General features: G+C 73.2%; 20 protein-coding genes and 1 tRNA gene. 11 read left to right on the top strand and 10 right to left on the bottom strand.

Annotated elements, in window-relative coordinates; all coding sequences use genetic code 11:
- Window positions 1-88 precede the first annotated feature (88 nt).
- Entirely contained in the window at window positions 89-1,411 is a 1,323-nt protein-coding gene (locus ABZW32_RS24930) for a tetratricopeptide repeat protein (RefSeq protein ID WP_356219461.1), read from the bottom strand.
- 263 nt (window positions 1,412-1,674) lie between these two features.
- Here ABZW32_RS24930 and ABZW32_RS24925 point away from each other — a divergent pair, with 263 nt between their 5' ends.
- Window positions 1,675-2,130, top strand: coding sequence for a hypothetical protein (locus ABZW32_RS24925; protein WP_356219459.1), 456 nt, complete (start codon window positions 1,675-1,677; stop codon window positions 2,128-2,130).
- 121 nt (window positions 2,131-2,251) lie between these two features.
- The gene (locus tag ABZW32_RS24920) at window positions 2,252-3,073 is read left to right on the top strand and encodes a fused MFS/spermidine synthase (protein WP_356219469.1); all 822 of its coding nucleotides are present in this window, start codon (window positions 2,252-2,254) and stop codon (window positions 3,071-3,073) included.
- A gap of 51 nt (window positions 3,074-3,124) precedes the next feature.
- On the opposite strand, the gene ABZW32_RS24915 is transcribed toward ABZW32_RS24920, so the two are convergent.
- On the bottom strand, window positions 3,125-3,340 hold the full coding sequence (locus ABZW32_RS24915) for a hypothetical protein (RefSeq protein WP_356219457.1): 216 nt from the start codon (window positions 3,338-3,340) through the stop codon (window positions 3,125-3,127).
- Between the two features lies 1 nt (window position 3,341).
- Between ABZW32_RS24915 and ABZW32_RS24910 the strand changes: the two genes are divergently transcribed.
- The 5 genes from ABZW32_RS24910 to ABZW32_RS24890 all read left to right on the top strand — a co-directional run bounded on the left by ABZW32_RS24910 (window position 3,342) and on the right by ABZW32_RS24890 (window position 7,253).
- Entirely contained in the window at window positions 3,342-3,584 is a 243-nt protein-coding gene (locus ABZW32_RS24910) for a hypothetical protein (RefSeq protein ID WP_356219455.1), read from the top strand.
- A gap of 179 nt (window positions 3,585-3,763) precedes the next feature.
- Window positions 3,764-4,450 carry a response regulator transcription factor gene (locus ABZW32_RS24905; protein ID WP_030229444.1) on the top strand — a complete coding sequence of 229 codons (687 nt, stop codon included), beginning with the start codon at window positions 3,764-3,766 and terminating at the stop codon, window positions 4,448-4,450.
- Between the two features lie 24 nt (window positions 4,451-4,474).
- Entirely contained in the window at window positions 4,475-5,863 is a 1,389-nt protein-coding gene (locus ABZW32_RS24900) for a HAMP domain-containing sensor histidine kinase (protein WP_356219452.1), read from the top strand.
- A 300-nt stretch (window positions 5,864-6,163) separates the two neighbouring features.
- Entirely contained in the window at window positions 6,164-6,826 is a 663-nt protein-coding gene (locus ABZW32_RS24895; RefSeq protein WP_356219450.1) for an NAD(P)-binding domain-containing protein, read from the top strand.
- A gap of 130 nt (window positions 6,827-6,956) precedes the next feature.
- Window positions 6,957-7,253, top strand: a complete 297-nt coding sequence (locus tag ABZW32_RS24890) for a DUF3303 family protein (protein WP_356219448.1) — start codon at window positions 6,957-6,959, stop codon at window positions 7,251-7,253.
- 230 nt (window positions 7,254-7,483) lie between these two features.
- Here the strand turns inward: ABZW32_RS24890 and ABZW32_RS24885 are convergent, their stop codons facing one another.
- Entirely contained in the window at window positions 7,484-7,981 is a 498-nt protein-coding gene (locus ABZW32_RS24885; RefSeq protein ID WP_356219446.1) for a MarR family transcriptional regulator, read from the bottom strand.
- A 202-nt stretch (window positions 7,982-8,183) separates the two neighbouring features.
- Between ABZW32_RS24885 and ABZW32_RS24880 the strand changes: the two genes are divergently transcribed.
- Window positions 8,184-9,005, top strand: coding sequence for an NAD(P)H-binding protein (locus ABZW32_RS24880; RefSeq protein WP_356219443.1), 822 nt, complete (start codon window positions 8,184-8,186; stop codon window positions 9,003-9,005).
- A 69-nt stretch (window positions 9,006-9,074) separates the two neighbouring features.
- Window positions 9,075-10,118, top strand: a complete 1,044-nt coding sequence (locus ABZW32_RS24875) for a LacI family DNA-binding transcriptional regulator (protein WP_356219440.1) — start codon at window positions 9,075-9,077, stop codon at window positions 10,116-10,118.
- A gap of 84 nt (window positions 10,119-10,202) precedes the next feature.
- Here the strand turns inward: ABZW32_RS24875 and ABZW32_RS24870 are convergent.
- The 4 genes from ABZW32_RS24870 to ABZW32_RS24855 all read right to left on the bottom strand — a co-directional run bounded on the left by ABZW32_RS24870 (window position 10,203) and on the right by ABZW32_RS24855 (window position 12,929).
- Window positions 10,203-10,275, bottom strand: a tRNA-His gene (locus ABZW32_RS24870).
- Window positions 10,276-10,369: 94 nt separating this feature from the next.
- The gene (gene orn, locus ABZW32_RS24865) at window positions 10,370-10,972 is read right to left on the bottom strand and encodes an oligoribonuclease (protein WP_266839171.1); all 603 of its coding nucleotides are present in this window, start codon (window positions 10,970-10,972) and stop codon (window positions 10,370-10,372) included.
- Between the two features lie 84 nt (window positions 10,973-11,056).
- A complete protein-coding gene (locus tag ABZW32_RS24860; protein ID WP_100660955.1) occupies window positions 11,057-12,232 on the bottom strand; it encodes a helix-turn-helix domain-containing protein in 1,176 nt (391 codons plus the stop codon).
- A gap of 376 nt (window positions 12,233-12,608) precedes the next feature.
- Window positions 12,609-12,929, bottom strand: a complete 321-nt coding sequence (locus ABZW32_RS24855) for a hypothetical protein (RefSeq protein WP_266841642.1) — start codon at window positions 12,927-12,929, stop codon at window positions 12,609-12,611.
- Between the two features lie 486 nt (window positions 12,930-13,415).
- Between ABZW32_RS24855 and ABZW32_RS24850 the strand changes: the two genes are divergently transcribed.
- Both ABZW32_RS24850 and ABZW32_RS24845 read left to right on the top strand, forming a co-directional pair.
- Entirely contained in the window at window positions 13,416-13,946 is a 531-nt protein-coding gene (locus tag ABZW32_RS24850) for a universal stress protein (RefSeq protein ID WP_030229460.1), read from the top strand.
- A 99-nt stretch (window positions 13,947-14,045) separates the two neighbouring features.
- Entirely contained in the window at window positions 14,046-14,615 is a 570-nt protein-coding gene (locus ABZW32_RS24845) for a GPR1/FUN34/YaaH family transporter (RefSeq protein WP_356219435.1), read from the top strand.
- An 87-nt stretch (window positions 14,616-14,702) separates the two neighbouring features.
- On the opposite strand, the gene glmS is transcribed toward ABZW32_RS24845, so the two are convergent.
- The 3 genes from glmS to ABZW32_RS24830 all read right to left on the bottom strand — a co-directional run bounded on the left by glmS (window position 14,703) and on the right by ABZW32_RS24830 (window position 17,849).
- The gene (gene glmS / locus ABZW32_RS24840) at window positions 14,703-16,520 is read right to left on the bottom strand and encodes a glutamine--fructose-6-phosphate transaminase (isomerizing) (RefSeq protein WP_356219432.1); all 1,818 of its coding nucleotides are present in this window, start codon (window positions 16,518-16,520) and stop codon (window positions 14,703-14,705) included.
- A 70-nt stretch (window positions 16,521-16,590) separates the two neighbouring features.
- Complete coding sequence (locus ABZW32_RS24835) at window positions 16,591-16,866, bottom strand: hypothetical protein (protein ID WP_030008735.1); 276 nt, start codon at window positions 16,864-16,866, stop codon at window positions 16,591-16,593.
- A 107-nt stretch (window positions 16,867-16,973) separates the two neighbouring features.
- The gene (locus tag ABZW32_RS24830; RefSeq protein ID WP_356219429.1) at window positions 16,974-17,849 is read right to left on the bottom strand and encodes a DUF4429 domain-containing protein; all 876 of its coding nucleotides are present in this window, start codon (window positions 17,847-17,849) and stop codon (window positions 16,974-16,976) included.
- Window positions 17,850-17,861: the final 12 nt, after the last annotated feature.

Here is a 17,861-nt window from a genome sequence, read left to right as displayed (position 1 = left end):
CGGGGCCGCGCCGGGCCCGTCGCCCCGGGCCCCTGTGGCCCCGGCTCGCACCCCCGCTGCCCGGCCGCCGGTCAGGCCCCGCCGCCGGTCAGGCCTCGGCGTGACGGGTCAGGAAGGCGCCGACGCGCGGGGAGCGCTGGTGGGGGACCAGGGTGCGGGCCGTGCCCGACAGCATCGAGCGGATCCGGGTCGACTGGACCTCGGAGAGCAGGTCCAGCACCCGCCCGCCGGCCCAGGCGGCCTCGTCGGGAGCGCCCGCCCGCGCCAGGTCCTCGGCCAGCTCCGCCGTGTAGAGGGCGACGTTCCGCGCGAAGTGGGGGTCCTGGAGGTCGGCCGCCCGCCGGGCGTGCCGGGCCGCGCGGGCGTGCTCCCCGAGCGCCGCCCAGCAGCGGGACTCCAGCGATTCCAGCTCGGCCTCGCCGAAGAAGGACATCCACTCCGGGTCGGCGCCCGACGCGCCCCGCGCGAACTCCGTGTGCGCCCGCGCCAGCGCCTCCTCGCAGGCCCTGCGGTCCGCGAGCCCCGACCATCCGCCCGCCTCACGCAGGGCCAGCAGCGACAGCAGCCGGGGGGAGCCCAGCGAGCGGGCCGCGCGCAGGCCCGCCTGGGCGGCCCGTACCGACTCGCGGGGGCGCCCGCAGTCCCGGGCCAGGAAGGCCATGTTGCTGAAGGCGTGCGCCTCCAGGCCCGCGTCCCCCGACACCCGGGCGGTGGCCAGGGCCTCCGCGTAGTGCGAGCGGGCGTCCTCGAAGCGGCCCGAGTCGTGCGCCAGCCATCCCACCGAGACGGCCAGCTCCCCGGCCCCGGCGTGCAGCCGGTCCTCGGTGGACTGGCGGGTGGCCCCCGCGTCCAGCAGCGCGTAGGCGGTCCGCAGGGGTTCCGCGGCCCGCCGGTAGAGGGCGTCCGCCCCGTGCCGGTCGTCCAGCAGCCGGATCTGTCGTACGGCGTCCTCGACGGCGGCGGCCTCGGCCTCGCCCGCGCGGGAGGGGATCCGGCGGGTGTCGCCGAGCAGGGTGAGGCTGAGCGTCGCGGCCGCCACGGTCGCGGAGCCGCCCGCCATGAACGCGCGACGCAGCACGTCGCTCTCCTTGGAACGGTGGATGGGGTGGGCGAGGACGGGAGGCGCGGGCAGGGCGCGCTGCGCGGAGCGGCCGCGCACCGCCTCGCGCGGGGAGAAACCGAGGTCGGCCAGGGTGCGGCCGGGGAACATGTGGAGGAAGACCCGCTCGTAGGCGTAGTTGGGGCAGCGGATCTCGCCGGATTCGACCCGGCCGATGTAACGGGCGTCGCAGGAAACCGTTTCGCCGATCTCCCGTGCGGCCCGGCGCACCAGGGCCGCGAACTCGGCGGGGGAGTGCTGCCCGCGCAGCCGCCGGAAGGAGGAGTTGGGTGAGTGGGGGGACGCCGCCATGGACGTGGCCTCTCTGGACAATCTCAGGTGATCCCGGTTGATCCCTGTCGATCTCGCCCCGGAGCGCGGCTCCGGCGCGCATGAACGTACCGCCGCCGAGGGTCCGTTCATGCGGTGTTTGGCTACAAAACGGATATCTCACCCGCGATCCGCCATGAACTGCCATCCTTTGCGGCGTCTTGCCGCCGCACCCGTTGACGCCCCCGTGCGTTGAACCCATGCGGATACGGATCGAGGAGGGGTTCCCCTTGGTGGAGGTCGGCATGGACAGCACTGGAACGAACACCGCGCACGAGCCCGGCGCGACCCCCCTGCTCCCGGTTCCGGCCGCGGCCCCGGACCTGGTGACCGTGCCCACCCGGCAGGGCCTGGAAGCGGTGGACATCATCCGCCGCGGCGCCGGCCGCACCGCCCCCGGTACGGGCCCCGGCGCGCCGGGCGCCCCGGGCGTCGGCCCGGTGCTCCACGACGGCTCCGGCGACACCCTCGGCTTCCTCGTCCCGCCCGGCACCGCCGACGCGTGGGACCTGCCCGGCAGCGCCTGTACGCAGACCAACGGGCGCGGCATGCGCTTCGGCGACGCCGTCTCGCCGGCCTCCGGCGGCACCGGCTGGCTGCTGCCCCCCGACGCCGTGGGCCCGGTCACCGACCCCGAGGTGCTGCGCGCCGCGCTCGGCGAGGCGGCCCGGCTGATCGAGGCGGCCGACAACTGCCGCTGACGCGCCCGATGCCCTGACCAGCCATAATGGAGGGGTGGCAGGCAAGAGCAAGGGCGGCAGGAGCGGCGGTGCTCCCCGGGGCGGTACGTCCCGGGGTGGTGGCGGGGCGGTCGCCGGGCCGGTGGCCGGGCAGGTGGCGGGCGGGCTGGCGGAGCTGGCTCCCGACCGTGAGCGCTCCCGTGCCTGGACCCTGCTGATCGACGGGGCCCCGCAGTCCCACGTCGACCTCGACGACCCCGGGCACCTGGACTTCGCGTACCAGCGCCGGATCGGCCACCTCATCGACCTGATCGCCCCCGCCCGCCAGCCCCTGAACGTGGTGCACCTCGGCGGCGGCGCCTTCACCCTGGCCCGCTACACCGCGGCCGCCCGCCCCCGTTCCACGCAGCAGGTGGTGGAGATCGACGGGGCCCTGGTGGCCTTCGTACGGGAACACCTGCCGCTGGACCCGCAGGCGCGGATCCGCGTACGGGCCGTGGACGCGCGGGCGGGACTGGCGAAGGTGCCGGACGGCTGGGCGGACCTGGTCATCGCGGACGTGTTCAGCGGTGCCCGCACCCCGGCCCACCTGACCAGCGCCGAGTTCCTCGACGACGTACGGCGGGCACTGAAGCCCACCGGCTGGTACGTGGCCAACCTCGCGGACGGCCCGCCGCTGGCCCACCTGCGGGCCCAGGTCGCCACCGCCGCCTCCCGGTTCGGCGAGCTGGCGCTCGCGGCCGACCCGGTGGTGTGGCGGGGGAAACGCTTCGGCAACGCGGTGCTCGTCGCCGCCGACCGGGAGCTGCCCGTAGCGGAGTTCACCCGGCGGGTGGCGAGCGACCCGCACCCCGGCCGCGTCGAGCACGGCCGGGCCCTGGCCGACTTCACCGGCGGGGCGGCCCCGGTCGCGGACGCCTCGGCCGTGCCCTCGCCGGAGCCTCCGCCGTCGGTGTTCCGCTAGGGCGGGGGGCCGGGGTCGGAGGTCCCGATGGCCTCAGCGGCCTCCACGGCCTCAGGGGTCGACGATCTCCACCACCGGCGGGTGGTCGTGCCAGGTGCAGAACACCGACACCTCGCGGCCGTCGCGGGTGAAGGTGACCCGGATCCAGAAGTCCTGCTTCCACACCTGCATCCGCCAGCCCGCCTCCGGCGTCGCCGAGACCAGGCCGGCCGCGGAGGTGCCGAGGTCGAAGACGACCCGCCCGCCGGAGACCGAGTAGCCCTTCACCGTGCCGGAAGCGGAATTCCCCTCATCCGTCTCGCGGTACGGCCGTTGCCCGGCCGGCGGCGCGGCCTTCGGCTTCGACGGCGAGGCCGACGGGGCGTCGGCCGAGGGGGACGCCGAGGCCGGGGCCGACGCGGAGGCGGAAACGGAGGAGGACGGGGAGGCGGTCGGCCCCTGCGTGGAGGACGACAGCGGCGTCCCGGTCAGGGGCTGCGTCGTCAACGGCACGGCGAGCGGCGGATCGTAGGCCGTCCCGGACATGACCGTGTGCACGCCCCACCACGACAGGGTCACGGCGGCCGCGGTCGCCAGCACCCACGCCAGGGCGTGTACAAGTCCTCTTCGCATCAGGGCACATACTGCACCACCCGCCACAGTGGTGGCCCGGCACCTCCCGGGGTCGCCCGAATGGACTACGGTGCCGCCATGGCAAGTGTGCTCGTGGTCGAGGACGACCAGTTCGTACGTTCCGCCCTGATCCGGCACCTGACCGAGGCCTCCCACACCGTGCGGAGCGTCGGCACGGCCCTGGAGGCCCTGCGCGAAGTCGCCCACCACCGCTTCGACGTGGTCATCCTCGACCTCGGCCTGCCCGACCTCGACGGCTCCGAGGCGCTGAAGATGCTGCGCGGCATCACCGACGTCCCCGTCATCATCGCCACCGCCCGCGACGACGAGGCCGAGATCGTCCGGCTGCTCAACGACGGCGCCGACGACTACCTGACCAAGCCTTTCTCCGTCGAGCACCTCTCCGCCCGGATGGCCGCCGTCCTGCGCCGCTCCCAGGCCGCCGCCGCCGAACCGCCCTCCCGCGTCCTGCGCGTCGGCGGACTCGCCATAGACCCGCTGCGCCGCCAGGCCGAACTCGACGGCTCCGTACTCGACCTCACCCGACGGGAGTTCGACCTGCTGGCCTTCCTCGCGGGCCGCCCCGGGGTGGTCGTGTCCCGGCGCGATCTGCTCGCCGAGGTGTGGCAGCAGTCGTACGGGGACGACCAGACCATCGACGTGCACCTGTCCTGGCTGCGCCGCAAACTCGGCGAGACCGCCGCACGACCCCGCTACCTGCACACGCTGCGCGGGGTCGGGGTGAAGCTGGAGCCGCCGCTGTGAGCCGGTCCCGATGAGGTGGTCCCGATGAGGTGGGCCCTGGTCAAGGTGTGCCTCGCGGTCACCACCATGGTGGTCCTGGCCTTCGCCGTACCCCTGGGACTGGTGGTGCGGGAGATGGCCAGCGACCGGGCCTTCTCCAACGCCGAGCGGCAGGCCGCCACCATGGGGCCGACCCTGTCCATCACCACCGACCCCGTACAGCTGCGCAAGGCCGTCGAGTCCACGCAGATGGGCGCCGCCCGCCGGATGGCCGTCCACGTCCCGGCCATCGGCGGCGCCGCCCCCGTGGACATCGGCGAAGGCTGGGCGGGCGCCCGCGCCGTGGCCGAGACCCGCAGCCTCGGCCGTGCGACCACCGCCCGGGTGACCGGCGGGGGTTCCGCGCTGCTCCAGCCGACCGCCCTGGGCTCCGGCGACATCGCCGTCATCGAGATCCTGGTCCCGGAGAGCGAGGTCAGCAACGGCGTCACCACCGCCTGGCTGGTCCTCGCCGGTGTCGGGCTCGCGCTGGTCGTGGGCTCCGTCGCGGTCGCCGACCGGCTCGGCGCCCGCCTGGTGCGGCCCGCCGAACGGCTCGCGGACGCCGCCCACCAGCTGGGCGACGGACGGCTCGGGGCGCGGGTCCCCGAGGACGGGCCGAAGGAACTGCGCTCGGCGGCCGTCGCGTTCAACGCCATGGCCGACCAGGTCGTGGAACTCCTCGCCAACGAGCGGGAGCTGGCCGCCGACCTCTCGCACCGGCTGCGCACCCCCCTGACGGTCCTCCGGCTCAACGCCGCCTCGCTCGGTGACGGCCCGGCCGCCGAACACACCCGGGCCGCCGTGGAGCAGCTGGAGCGGGAGGTCGACACGATCATCCGTACGGCCCGGGAACAGCGCCCCGCCACCACGCAGGCGGCCGGCTCGGCGGGCGCCGGCTGCGACGCCTCCGAGGTGATCCGCGACCGGATGGCCTTCTGGTCGGCGCTGGCCGAGGACGAGGGCCGCGAGGTCCGGCTGGCGGGCGTGGACCGTACCGTACGGATCCCCGTGGCCCGGCCGGAGCTCGCCGCGGCCCTCGACGCCCTGCTCGGCAACGTCTTCCGGCACACCCCCGAGGGCACCCCCTTCGCGGTGGACGTGCACGACGCCGGCGACGCCGTCATCGTCCTCGTCTCCGACGCCGGACCCGGCATCGCCGACCCGGACGCCGCCCTGCGGCGCGGCAACGACGGCCGCCGCGACGGCTCCACCGGCCTCGGCCTCGACATCGCCCGGCGGGTCGCGGAGTCCACCGGCGGCGACGTCCGGCTGGGGCGCTCCGTACTGGGCGGCACCGAGGTCCGGATCTGGATCGCCCTCGACGACCGGGCCCGGCGGGACGGCCGAGGACCCGGCGTCCGGCGCGGCCGGCGCAAGCGGCGGGGCAACTGACCGACCCCGGGGGCGCGCCGCACGGGAGGGAAGTGCGCAGGTCGGTACGGTCCGCCCCATGGACACCCCCGTCTTCGGCGGGCTCCTGGCCACCCTGATCGCGATGTACCGGGAGTCGTCCCGGACCGTGGTGCTCGGGGCCCGGCCCTGGTCGCCGTGACGGCGGGGTCGTTCGCGGCGGGGTCGGGTGGAATACCGTACGGGCCGGGCGAGTTGAGGCCGCCGGGTGCGCGGGTGCGTTCCCGGGCGGGTCCCGCCCCTCGCCCCACGTGCTGAAGCCCTCGCCTGATTGGAAACCGCATGCGTTACGCAATCCTCGGCACCGGCGTCGTCGGCCGGACGGTCGCCGCCCGGCTCGACTCCCTGGGCCACGAGGTGGTCATCGGCACCCGCGACCCCGCGGCCACCCTGGCCCGCGCCGAGTACGCCGCCTGGCAGGAGGCGCACCCGCGGGTCTCCCTCGCGGACTTCCCCGAGGCCGCCCGGCAGGGCGACACGCTCGTCAACGCCACCGGCGGGAAGGTGAGCGTCGCCGCCCTGACGGAGGCCGACGCCGCGCACCTGGACGGCAAGATCCTGATCGACATCGCGAACCCGCTGGACTTCTCGAAGGGCTTCCCGCCGAGCCTGGACCCCGTCGACACCGACAGCCTGGGCGAGCTGATCCAGCGGACGTTCCCGCAGCTGCGGGTGGTCAAGACCCTGAACACCATGAACTGCGAGATCATGGTCGACCCGGCCCGGGTGGAGGGCGACCACACCGTCTTCCTCTCCGGCGAGGACGCCGACGCGAAGAAGACCGTGCACGCCCTCCTCTCCTCCTTCGGGTGGCCGGACCGTTCGATCCTCGACCTCGGAGGCATCGAGACCGCCCGCGGCACCGAGATGCTCCTGCCGATCTGGCTGCGGCTGATGGGGGCCCTGGGGCACTCGGAGTTCAATTTCCACATCCAGGGAGCCTGAGCCGGCGCGCCCCCGTCCCGCCCCCGGGAGGGGTCTTCTCCCCGTCGGGGAGGCCGCGCCCGGACGGGGGCGCAGATGTTGCCGGGCCCGGGGGCCGCCCGGACCGTGGGGGTGACGGAAGGAGACGCGCATGAGAGTCATGCTCAGGGCCCACATGGACACCGCCGCGACCAACGAGGCCATCCCGACCGGTGCCCTGCCCCAGTCGATCCGGAGGCTGATGGACACGGTCAAGCCGGAGGCGGCGTACTTCGGGCTGCACGAGGGCGTACGGTCCTGCTGGATGGTTTTCGACCTCCAGGACAGTGCCCAGCTGCCGTCGCTGACGTGGGACCTGTTCCAGCAGTTCAACGCCGAGATCGAGGTCGCCCCGGTCATGAACGCCGCGGAGTTGGCGGCGGCGATGGGAGCGCTGCAGTCCTCGTAGCGGCGACGGCGACGGCGACGGCGACGGGGGCGGAGCCGGACCGGGCCCGCCCCGAGGCGGCCGGTGCCCCCTCCGCCGCCGTGGCGGCCGCTCCGCACGGCAGGGCGGACGGCGCCTGAGCGAGGACCGGCCCGCTGTCCACCACCGGCGAGACGCCCCGGAGCCCGGCCACCGCGAACGGCGGGGCCGGCTCCGTCATGTCCTGCGGGGAGCCCCTGTTCAAGGCGCGGTCAGGTGCGGTCCTCGGCGCGCAGCCGTTGCGTCTGGGCCCTTCCGACCTCGGCGGCGCGGCGGAGGTAGTCGGCCACCACGGCCAGCTCGGCGTCCGAGTAGCCGTCCAGTACGGCACCGAAGGCGCGGCCCGGGACGTCCCAGGCCGCGCCGATGCGTTCGCGGGCGGCGGGCGCGAGGACGACGAGGGAACGCCGCCGGTCCTCCGGGTCGGCCCGGCGTTCGACGACCCCGGCCTTCACCAGGCGGTCGACGAGGCGGGTGGCGGAGCCTGAGGTCAGGCCGGTGAGGCGGGCGATGTCACCGGTGGAGACGGGGCCGGGCTCCATGTCCAGGAGGGCCACGCACTGCATGTCCGTGGGGTGCAGGCCGACGTGGTCGGCCATGGCCTGGGTGAAGAGGGAGTAGTCGGCGTAGTGCCGCTGGCTCTCCGCGACGATGCGCGCCATCAGCTCGGCGCGGCTCCACTCACCCGAACGGGGGGAATCGGTTGACATCGGCTTCTCCATGCCTGAGATTTATCTGTGTCGCGCAGTTAATGCATGACGCGGAATCTGCACCACGTAACTCTTGCTCACCCTACCCGCGCCCGAGGGGCGTGGCACCGGCCACGACGGCAACACGCATGACGACACAGGCAGCACCACGACCCTGCGATCGCACCGGCAGCATCAACACCGATGAATCAGGAGTCCCACCATGTCCCTCCTCGTCACCGGCGGACGCGGCGCCGTCGCCCGCCACCTCGGCGGCCTCCTCTCGACCCGCGGGATTTCCCACCGCGTCGGGTCGCGCGAGCGGGACACCCCCGGCGCCGTGCACTGCGACCTTTCCGACCCCACCACCTTTCCCGCCGCCCTGGCCGGAATCCGGTCCGTCTTCCTCTACGCCGAGGCCTCCGCCGCCGAGGCCTTCGTCGAGGAGGCCGTCTCCGCCGGGGTGGAGCACGTGGTCCTGCTGTCCTCCTCCTCGGTGCTCGGCCCGGATCCGGCCGGGAACCCCTTGTCGGCCGGACACCTCGCCGTCGAGCGGGCCCTCCTCGCGTCCCCGCTGCGCAGCACCCTGCTGCGGCCCGGCTCCTTCGCGAGCAACGCCATCGGCTGGTCCTGGGCGCTGAAGTCCGGCCGCCCCATCCACCTGCCCTACCCGGGCGCCTATGCCGACCCCGTCCACGAGGCCGACCTCGCCGAAGCCGCCCTCGCCGTCCTGACCGACCCGGCCCTCGGCGGCGGCGCCCACACCCTGACCGGCCCGCAGTCGCTGACCTTCACCGCGCAGCTCGCGATACTCGGCTCCGTCCTCGGCCGGGCCGTGCCCTTCGCCGCCGTCACCCCCGAGGAGTGGAAGGCCGAGGTGGAGGGCTACATACCCGGCCCGTACGCCGACGCCCTCCTCGACTTCTGGGCCGCCTCCGACGGCCTGCCCGTACCGGTCACCGATGCCGTCGAGCGGCTCACGGGGCATCCCGCCCGTTCCTTCGAGACCTGGGCCCGGGACCACGCCGAGGCCTTCGCCGGCTGAGCGGTACCGACCTCCTTCCGCGGGCGCCGACGGGCCGGCCGGGAGTAGATTCGCAGCCTGGAGGCAGCGATGAAGGCTCACGGGCGCAGCGGGGGCCGACCGACCTTGGAGGAGGTCGCGCTCCGGGCCGGGGTCGGGCGCGGCACCGTCTCGCGGGTGGTCAACGGCTCGCCCGGGGTCAGTGCGCGGACCAGGGCCGCCGTCGAGGCCGCCGTCGCCGAGCTGGGATACGTACCCCACCGGGCCGCCCGGGCGCTGGCCGCCGACCGCGCCGACGCCGTCGCCCTGGTCGTCCCCGACCCGGAGGCACCCCTTTTCCCCGGCGGCTCCTTCATCGAGGTCGTGCGCGGGGTCGGTGCCGTCCTGGCCGACACCGACGTGCAGCTGGTGCTCGCCCTGGCGGGCGGCGAGCGGGAGCGCCACCGTCTGGAGGGGTTCCTCTCCGGGCGCCGGGTCGACGGGGTGCTGCTGGTGGCGGTGGGCGCCGGAGATCCGCTGCCGGAGCTGTCGACGCGGCTGGGCATCCCGGTGGTGCTCGGTGGGCGCCGCTCGGCCGCCGAGACGCTGCCGAGCGTGGACTGCGACGACCGGGAGGGCGCGGTCACGGCCGTACGCCACCTCCTGGAGCGGGGCCGGCGGGCGATAGCGGCGATCACCGGGCCGCTCGACGCGTACGGGGACCGGTGCCGGCTGGAGGGCTACCGGCAGGCCCTGGTGGCGGCGGGGCGCCCCGTGGACGAACTGCTGATCTCGGCGGGGAAGCCCACCGCGGAGGGCGGTCGGCGGGCCGTGCGCGAACTGCTGGAGCGTCGCCCCGAGCTGGACGCCGTCTTCGCCGCCTGTGACCCGCTGGCGGCCGGGGCGCTGGCCGGGCTGCGTGCGGCGGGCCGTCGGATACCGGGCGACGTGGCGCTGGTCGGCTTCGGCGACTCCGTGGCGGCCCGGTACCTGGATCCGCCGCTGACCAGCGTCCGCCAGCCCGGGGAGGAGATGGGCCGGGCCATGGCGCGGCTGCTGCTGGAGCGGATCGCGGGCGGCGGGGGAGTGCCGGGAGCGCCGGGGGAGGGGTCGGTGGTCCTGCCGACGCGGCTGGTGGTCCGCGGGTCCTCGTAGGACGTCGCCGGGGAGGGGGGGAGGGGCGGGGAGGGGAATGCAGAAGGCCCCGGTCCGCTTCCGCGTACCGGGGCCTTCCTGCAGGGTGAGTGACGGGACTTGAACCCGCGGCCACCTGGACCACAACCAGGTGCTCTACCAACTGAGCTACACCCACCATGTCCGGTCGCAGAACGACCGGCCGAAGAAAAGGGTACAGGGTCCGGGAGGGTGCTCGCTCCACCCTTTTCCCGCACCCCTCTCCGGGGGTCCTACTCGCCCGCCACCACGTGCTTGGCGGCGATGGTGCGGGCGGTGTCCGAGTCGGGTCCGGGCTGCGGTACGAAGACGGCCTCCCGGTAGTAGCGCAGCTCGGCGATGGACTCCTTGATGTCCGCGAGCGCCCGGTGGTTGCCGTTCTTCGGCGGGCTGTTGAAGTACGCCCGCGGGTACCAGCGGCGCGCCAGCTCCTTGACCGAGGAGACGTCCACGATCCGGTAGTGCAGGTAGCCCTCCAGCGCGGCCATGTCGCGCAGCAGGAATCCGCGGTCGGTGCCGACAGAGTTGCCGCACAGCGGCGCCTTGCGCGGCTCCTTGACGTGCTCGCGTACGTACGCGAGGACCTGGGCCTCGGCGTCGGCCAGGGTGGTGCCGGCGGCCAGCTCGTCGAGCAGACCGGAGGCGGTGTGCATCTCGCGCACCACGTCCGGCATGGTCTCCAGGGCCCGGTCCGGCGGGCGGATCACGATGTCCACGCCTTCGCCGAGCACGTTGAGTTCCGAGTCGGTGACCAGTGCGGCCACCTCGATAAGTGCGTCGTCCGTCAACGAGAGCCCGGTCATCTCGCAGTCGATCCACACCATGCGATCGTTCATGCGCCCCACCTTATGCCGAAGGTCCCCCACATTGGTGCTCGGCCGATGTGGGGGACCTTCGTCAGGCGGTGCCGGGAGTGGTCGCTACGCGTGCTCGCGCAGGACCCGTCCCGGGGAGTACAGCTCCGTCACGCTCGGACCGGAGGCGGCCAGGGCCGCCGCCGCCCGCTGGGGCTGCGGTGTGCGCTGGTGCGGCAGCGGACCGCCCGAGAGCTCGGACACCGGGGACACGTCGGCCTGCGGCCGGCGCGCCCGGTAGGCGGAGCGGTAGGCGGCCGGGGAGGACCCCAGCTGCCGGCGGAAGTGCCCGCGCAGCGCGACGGGGGAACGGAACCCGCAGCGTCCGGCGACCTCGTCGACCGAGTAGTCGGAGGTCTCCAGCAGCCGCTGTGCCTGGAGCACCCGCTGGGTGATCAGCCACTGGAGCGGCGCGCTGCCGGTGAGCGAGCGGAACCGCCGGTCGAAGGTGCGCCTGCTCATGTAGGCGCGGGCGGCCAGCGTCTCCACGTCGAACTGCTCGTGGAGGTGTTCCAGTGCCCAGGCGACGACCTCGGCGAGCGGGTCCGCGCCGATCTCCTCGGGCAGCGACCGGTCGAGGTAGCGCTCCTGGCCTCCCGTGCGGCGCGGCGGGACGACGAGCCGGCGGGCCAGTGCCCCGGCCGCCTCGCTGCCGTGGTCCGTGCGCACGATGTGCAGGCACAGGTCGATTCCGGCCGCGGTGCCCGCGGACGTCAGCACGTCGCCGTCGTCGACGAACAGCTCGCGCGGGTCGACGTGGACGGACGGGTAGCGCTTGGCCAGCGTCGGCGCGTACATCCAGTGCGTCGTCGCGGGCCGGCCGTCCAGCAGCCCGGCGGCGGCGAGCACGAACGCTCCCGTGCACAGGCCGACGATCCGGGCCCCCTCCTCGTGCGCCAGACGCAGTGCGTCCAGGGCCTCCGGCGGCGGCGGTGAAGTGATGGAGCGCCAGGCCGGAACGACGACCGTGCCTGCCCGGGCGATCGCCTCCAACCCGTACGGCGCGGTCAGTTCGAGTCCGCCGGTGGTCCGCAGCGGACCGTCCTCCCCGGCGCACACGAGCAGTCGATAGCGTGGAACTCCCGCGTCCTGCCGGTCGATGCCGAACACGGAAAGTGGAATGGAACTCTCGAAGATCGGCCCGCCGCTGAACAGCAGCACGGCGACGATCTCCCTGCGGCGACGCCCCGCGAGCTTCCGGCCCGCGTCGGCGACGACTGCGGCGGTGGAATCCTGGCTCATGGCGCTAAGCCCCCCTTGGGTGTCGCGACTCCTTGGTCTGGTCGCACCTGCACGTTTCCCCTCGGCCTTGCACGTGGATCCCCCGCCGTAAATACATGATCGAATCTACTGCGTCCCGTGGTGTCGGCGTGACAAGTTCAGCACGCAGCGCTATGTCGACTTGGCAACTTGGCGAAAAGCATTCGATCAGGAAGCGTTCCACTCCGCTACCCGGGTGGGAAGCTCGCCGCCCGGCCATGGCCAGTACCCGTAGGGTCTCGGCGCCCCCCGAGGCGTGTAGTCGCTGGTGGTAGGGGGGTTGGGGGGACATTCCGGCAAGGGGGGCACCCGGTCCGGAAGTTGGCTGAAAACAAGCGGGTGTGTACGTGCGAACCGGTCAGTCGTGAGGGGAGAGGGCGCCGGAACCGTGGCAACCGCGGTGCGAACCGGCCCCGCTGCGCGAGTGCCGGCCCCGGTGGCCGAGCGGAAGCGGATCCTCCGAGCGCACCCGCGCGGCGGCCCGCTCCGCCTTCTCCGAGTGCCTCAGCAGCACCCGGCAGGCGGCGGTGACGGCGGCCAGCCCCAGCGTCGCCACGGCGGCCCCGCCGTAGGAGGTCCCGTAGACGACCAGGACGACGGGGACGAGGAGGCAGCTGAAGGCGGCCCAGCGCACCACGTCACCCGCCGGGTCGTCAGGGGCGCGCCCGGCGGACCGCACGGACGGGTGAAGAACGGAGGGCGCGTGAGACCCGGCGGCGGAGTGGGGGGACGGGAGGGACTGCGTCGGCGGAGCGGGCTGGACGGGCTGGACGGGGTGAACCGGATGGCCGGGCACGGCGTACTCCCTGCGGGCTCTTCCTGGACGGTCGGACGTCTGTCCAACGCCTCGTCGCACGGCTCGGTCACTGCGCGCACGGGTGGCGCGCGGGCCTCTCGTCACTGGCTGTAGGGGACAGCCGCCATTGCCAAGGCGCCGTCGCTCCGGCATGCTCCCTGGGACGCTCTCCAAGGGCGGCATGCCCTGTGCAGGACAGGAGTGTCGCCGTACCCTGGTGGGTAAGGGCCTGGGAAGATGCTTCCCGGACAGAGCTCCGTCACCCTGCGTCGTCAAAAACCCGCGTCGTCAAAAACCTGCGTCGTCACACACCTGCGTCGTCGAAATCGCCCCTGTCGCTTCCCCCGAGGACTCTTCACCGAGACACCCATGGCCGGTCACGAATTCTCCGAACCCGCGGACCGCAAGCGCAAACCCCTCGCCGATTCCGTATCGAGCGACCTGCGCGCGGTGGAACAGACCCGACTCCCCTGCGACCCGGCCTTCCGGCACGGCGTGGTGGTGGGCTTCGACGGCTCCACGTCCAGTGAGCGAGCCCTCGCGTACGCGATCGGAATGGCCCGGCGCTCGGGCTCCGGTCTGATCATCGTGCACGTGGCCAACCGGCTCCCCACCACCGTGTGGGCGGGCTGCGAGCCACCCGTCTTCGTGGACGTGCCGGATCACCGCACCGAGGTGCTGGGGCTGGAGCTGGCCTGTGCCGACTACCTGTCCGAGGTGCCGTGGATCCTGGTCGAGCGCGGCGGGGACATCTGCCACGAGCTGGAGGAGGTCGGCCGCGAGTACTCGGCCGACGCCATCGTGGTCGGCTCCACGCACGGGATCGTCGGCCGGATCTTCGGCTCGGTGGCGGGCCGGCTGGCCAAGCGGGCGCAGCGACCCGTCGTTGTCATTCCGTAACCCTCTGTACGTCGGTTGTGCGGTTGTGAACCCTCTTGTAAAGGGTAGATAAATGCTGCTGGGACGCAGCAAACAACTGCAGATCGAAGGGAGCCCGCCGTGGACAACGGTGTCTCTGCGGGAAGCACGGCCTCGACCTCGACCCTGGGGAACATCGCCCTGGGGCTCACCCTTCTCGCGTTCGGTATCGGCCACACGGGCGTCGTCAGCGGCGTGACCGTGGCCGACTCCGTGTCGCTCGCCATGTACGTCGGCGGTCTCGCCCTGTTCGTCCTCGGACTCCTCGAATTCCGGGGTGGCAACGGCTTCAACGGCACGGCGTTCGCGGGCCTCGGGGCCTTCTGGTTCACCTGGGCCGGCGGCGCCGACGGAAAGGTTTCAGCACATGCGGCGGGCCTGTTCCTCGTCCTGTTCGCGCTGCTCGCGCTGACGCTCACCGTGAGCGCGGCGAGCGGACTGTTCGGCCAGGGCGTCTACGCCCTGCTCACCCTCTCCCTGGTGCTCCTCGCGATAGGCGCCTTCGCCGGCGGCGACGGGCTCGGCAAGGCGGCCGGCTGGGTGGCGGCGCTCTCCGGGCTGCTGGCCTGGTACGGGGCCACCGCCGCGCTGGCGCACTGGCCGACGGCGCTCGGCAAGGCCTCCGGCAGCGGCGCGGTCGCCGCGGGCTGAGCGGCCGGGCACCGTACGCGCGGAAGCGGCCCCCGGGGAATGCTCCCCGGGGGCCGCTTCGCGCGTGCCGTGGTGGTGGCGGTCCGACTACTCGACGGTGACCGACTTCGCCAGGTTGCGCGGCTTGTCGATGTCCCGGCCCAGGGCCAGGGCGGTGTGGTAAGCCAGCAGCTGGAGCGGGATGCCCATCAGGATCGGGTCCAGCTCGTCCTCGTTCTTGGGCACGAGGATGGTGTGGTCGGCCTTCTCCTGCTCGCGGTGGGCGACCGCGAGGATGCGGCCGCTGCGGGCCTTGATCTCCTCCAGCGCCGCGCGGTTCTTCTCCAGCAGGTCGTCGTCGGGGACGATCGCGACCGTCGGCATGGCGGGCTCGATGAGGGCGAGCGGGCCGTGCTTGAGCTCGGAGGCCGGGTAGGCCTCGGCGTGGATGTAGGAGATCTCCTTCAGCTTGAGGGAGGCCTCCAGGGCCACCGGGTAGCCGCGGACCCGGCCGATGAACATCATCGACTTGGCCTCGGCGTACTCGGCCGCCAGCTTCTTGATGTCCTCTTCGCCTTCGAGGATCTCCTGGATCTGCGCGGGCAGCTTGCGCAGGCCCTCGATGATGCGCTTGCCGTCGGTGACCGACAGGTCCCGGATCCGGCCCAGGTGCACGGCGAGCAGCGCGAAGGCCACGACCGTGTTGGTGAAGCACTTGGTGGAGACGACGCAGACCTCGGGGCCGGCGTGCACGTACACGCCGCCGTCGGCCTCGCGGGCGATCGCGGAACCGACCACGTTGACCACGCCGAGGACGCGGGCGCCCTTGCGCTTGAGCTCCTGCACGGCCGCGAGCACGTCGTACGTCTCACCGGACTGGGAGACGGCGATGTAGAGGGTGTCGGGGTCCACGACCGGGTTGCGGTAGCGGAACTCGGAGGCCGGCTCGGCGTCCGCGGGGATGCGGGCCATGCTCTCGATGAGGCCGGCGCCGATCAGGCCCGCGTGGTAGGAGGTGCCGCAGCCCAGGATTTTGACCCGGCGGATGCCGCGCGCCTCGCGCGGGTCCAGGTTCAGGCCGCCCAGGTGCACGGTGTTGAAGCGGTCGTCGATCCGGCCGCGCAGCACGCGGTCGACCGCGTCGGGCTGCTCGGAGATCTCCTTGTGCATGTACGTGTCGTGGCCGCCCATGTCGTAGGAGGCGGCCTCCCACTCCACGGTCTCCGGGGTGGAGGTGGTCTTCGTACCGCTGGTGGTGTAGGTGCGGAAGTCGTCGGCCTTGAGGGTGGCCATCTCGCCGTCGTTGAGGGTCACGACCTGGCGGGTGTGGGCGATCAGCGCGGCGACGTCGGAGGCGACGAGCATCTCCTTCTCGCCGATGCCGAGGATGACGGGGGAGCCGTTGCGGGCGACGACGATGCGGTCGGCGAAGTCGGCGTGCATCACGGCGATGCCGTAGGTGCCCTCGATGACCTTGAGCGCCTCGCGGACCTTCTCCTCCAGGCTGTCGGCCTGGGAGCGGGCGATCAGGTGGGTGATCACCTCGGTGTCGGTGTCGGAGACGAAGACGACGCCGTCCGCCACCAGCTTGGCGCGCAGCTCGTCGGCGTTGTCGACGATGCCGTTGTGGACGACGGCGACCTTGTTCTCGGGGTCCAGGTGCGGGTGCGAGTTGATGTCGCTCGGGGCGCCGTGGGTGGCCCAGCGGGTGTGGGCGATGCCGGTGGTGCCGGCGAACCGCTTGGGGACGCGGGACTCCAGCTCGCGGACCCGGCCCTTGGCCTTGACCATCTTCAGCGCCGAGGCCTTCGGGCTGTTGACGACGATGCCCGCCGAGTCGTAGCCCCGGTACTCCAGCCGCTGCAGACCCTCCAGCAGCAGCGGTGCCACGTCGCGCTTGCCGATGTAACCCACGATTCCGCACATACGGTATTGCCCCTCCTGTAGTTCGCTGTCCGTGCCCTGCGCCGTCCCGGTCGTCCGATCGTCCGGTGTCTCAGCCGTAGACGATGCGGCGCAGCTGCCGGAGCGAGAGCTCCGGGGGCGCCACGGCGCGGTGCGGCAGTTCGGCGGCGATCCGTTCGAAGATCTCCGCGTTGACCGCGCCGCCCGACTGGAGCTCGCGGTGACGACGACGGACGAACTCCTCGGTCGTCTCGTCGAAGTACGCGAGCACGTCGAGCACCACCCGGGCGGCCTCTCCGCGCTGCAGCGCGGTGCTGCGCACCAGGTGGTCGACGAGGTCGTCATGGGACGGGCGGCGGTCGAGCACCTGTAGATATTGACGGTCCAAGGGCCGGAACGCAAAGATCCTGCCCGGAATCGGGCAGGGTCCAGCTGGTCTGGACCAGAGGAATGGGTAATTCCGGTCGGGGTCGGTCAGAAACGGCCCAAAATGGCGGCCTTCGCGGCGCTGAACTCCTCGGCGGTCAGGATCCCCGTCCGGTGCAGCTCGCCCAGCTCGCGCAGGCGCCGCAGCAGGGTGTCGTGGTCCACCGGCTCGCCCGCCAGGGCCGCGCGCGCCTCGGACAGCGGCAGCGCCGCGGGCGCGGGCGCCGCCGGGTGCGGGATCCGCACCGCCACGGCCGCCGCGACCAGCGCCATCAGGGGGTCCTTCTTGAAACCGAAGAGCTCCAGGGTGTGCGGGTCGTACTTGGGCGCGGCCGCCGCCGTGACACCCGTCAGGGTGAACCGCAGCCAGCCGTTCTCCAGCCCCCTGGACGGCGTCCACTCCACCGACCGCACGTCGCCGAGGCGGAACTCCCTCGGTCCGCCGGAACGCTTCGCCTCCTCCGTCGTCCAGTTCCAGTCCAGCACGACCCGGTCGCCGTCGAAGGTCACCGAGCCGTCACCCGCGCCGACCGAGATCGGGACGGCGGGCCCCGGCAGCAGGTAGGCGTCCGAGGGGCCGGGATCGACCTGGTCCAGCAGCAGGGCGTTGCGCAGCTCGTCGACGAAGTACTCCGCGACCCCGGTCCGGTCCGGTTCCACCGTCAGGAGGTAGGGGTCCGAGGACTCCGGCAGCCGCCCTCCCGTCACCTGCAGCAGCGGGTCCGCCCCGTCCCGCAGCCGCAGCCGCAGCCGGCCCGCCCTGCGGCCCGGCTCGTGACTGACCCCCGCGACGGCCCGCAGCGGTACGACCACCTCGCCGAGGTGCTGCCGGAGCAGGCCCACCCCCTTGTCGCGGCCCGGCACGATGCGCACCGCGTCCCCGTCGAACGTCCAAGTGCCGTCCTTCTGGATGATTTCCGCCATGCGGGGATTCTC

The organism is Streptomyces sp. NPDC004667 (assembly GCF_040609475.1).
Classification (GTDB): domain Bacteria; phylum Actinomycetota; class Actinomycetes; order Streptomycetales; family Streptomycetaceae; genus Streptomyces.
The sequence above is the reverse complement of the archived record's forward strand: the minus strand, read 5'-3'. Positions and strand labels throughout refer to the sequence as shown.

Bases quoted from the DNA above. Each gene is read 5' to 3' on its own strand.
- ABZW32_RS24930 (WP_356219461.1), bottom strand. From the start codon at position 1,411: ATGGCGGCGTCCCCCCACTCACCCAACTCCTCCTTCCGGCGGCTGCGC.
- ABZW32_RS24925 (WP_356219459.1), top strand. From the start codon at position 1,675: ATGGACAGCACTGGAACGAACACCGCGCACGAGCCCGGCGCGACCCCC.
- ABZW32_RS24905 (WP_030229444.1), top strand. From the start codon at position 3,764: ATGGCAAGTGTGCTCGTGGTCGAGGACGACCAGTTCGTACGTTCCGCC.
- ABZW32_RS24900 (WP_356219452.1), top strand. From the start codon at position 4,475: ATGAGGTGGGCCCTGGTCAAGGTGTGCCTCGCGGTCACCACCATGGTG.
- ABZW32_RS24895 (WP_356219450.1), top strand. From the start codon at position 6,164: ATGCGTTACGCAATCCTCGGCACCGGCGTCGTCGGCCGGACGGTCGCC.
- ABZW32_RS24890 (WP_356219448.1), top strand. From the start codon at position 6,957: ATGAGAGTCATGCTCAGGGCCCACATGGACACCGCCGCGACCAACGAG.
- ABZW32_RS24885 (WP_356219446.1), bottom strand. From the start codon at position 7,981: ATGTCAACCGATTCCCCCCGTTCGGGTGAGTGGAGCCGCGCCGAGCTG.
- ABZW32_RS24880 (WP_356219443.1), top strand. From the start codon at position 8,184: ATGTCCCTCCTCGTCACCGGCGGACGCGGCGCCGTCGCCCGCCACCTC.
- ABZW32_RS24875 (WP_356219440.1), top strand. From the start codon at position 9,075: ATGAAGGCTCACGGGCGCAGCGGGGGCCGACCGACCTTGGAGGAGGTC.
- orn (WP_266839171.1), bottom strand. From the start codon at position 10,972: ATGAACGATCGCATGGTGTGGATCGACTGCGAGATGACCGGGCTCTCG.
- ABZW32_RS24860 (WP_100660955.1), bottom strand. From the start codon at position 12,232: ATGAGCCAGGATTCCACCGCCGCAGTCGTCGCCGACGCGGGCCGGAAG.
- ABZW32_RS24850 (WP_030229460.1), top strand. From the start codon at position 13,416: ATGGCCGGTCACGAATTCTCCGAACCCGCGGACCGCAAGCGCAAACCC.
- glmS (WP_356219432.1), bottom strand. From the start codon at position 16,520: ATGTGCGGAATCGTGGGTTACATCGGCAAGCGCGACGTGGCACCGCTG.
- ABZW32_RS24830 (WP_356219429.1), bottom strand. From the start codon at position 17,849: ATGGCGGAAATCATCCAGAAGGACGGCACTTGGACGTTCGACGGGGAC.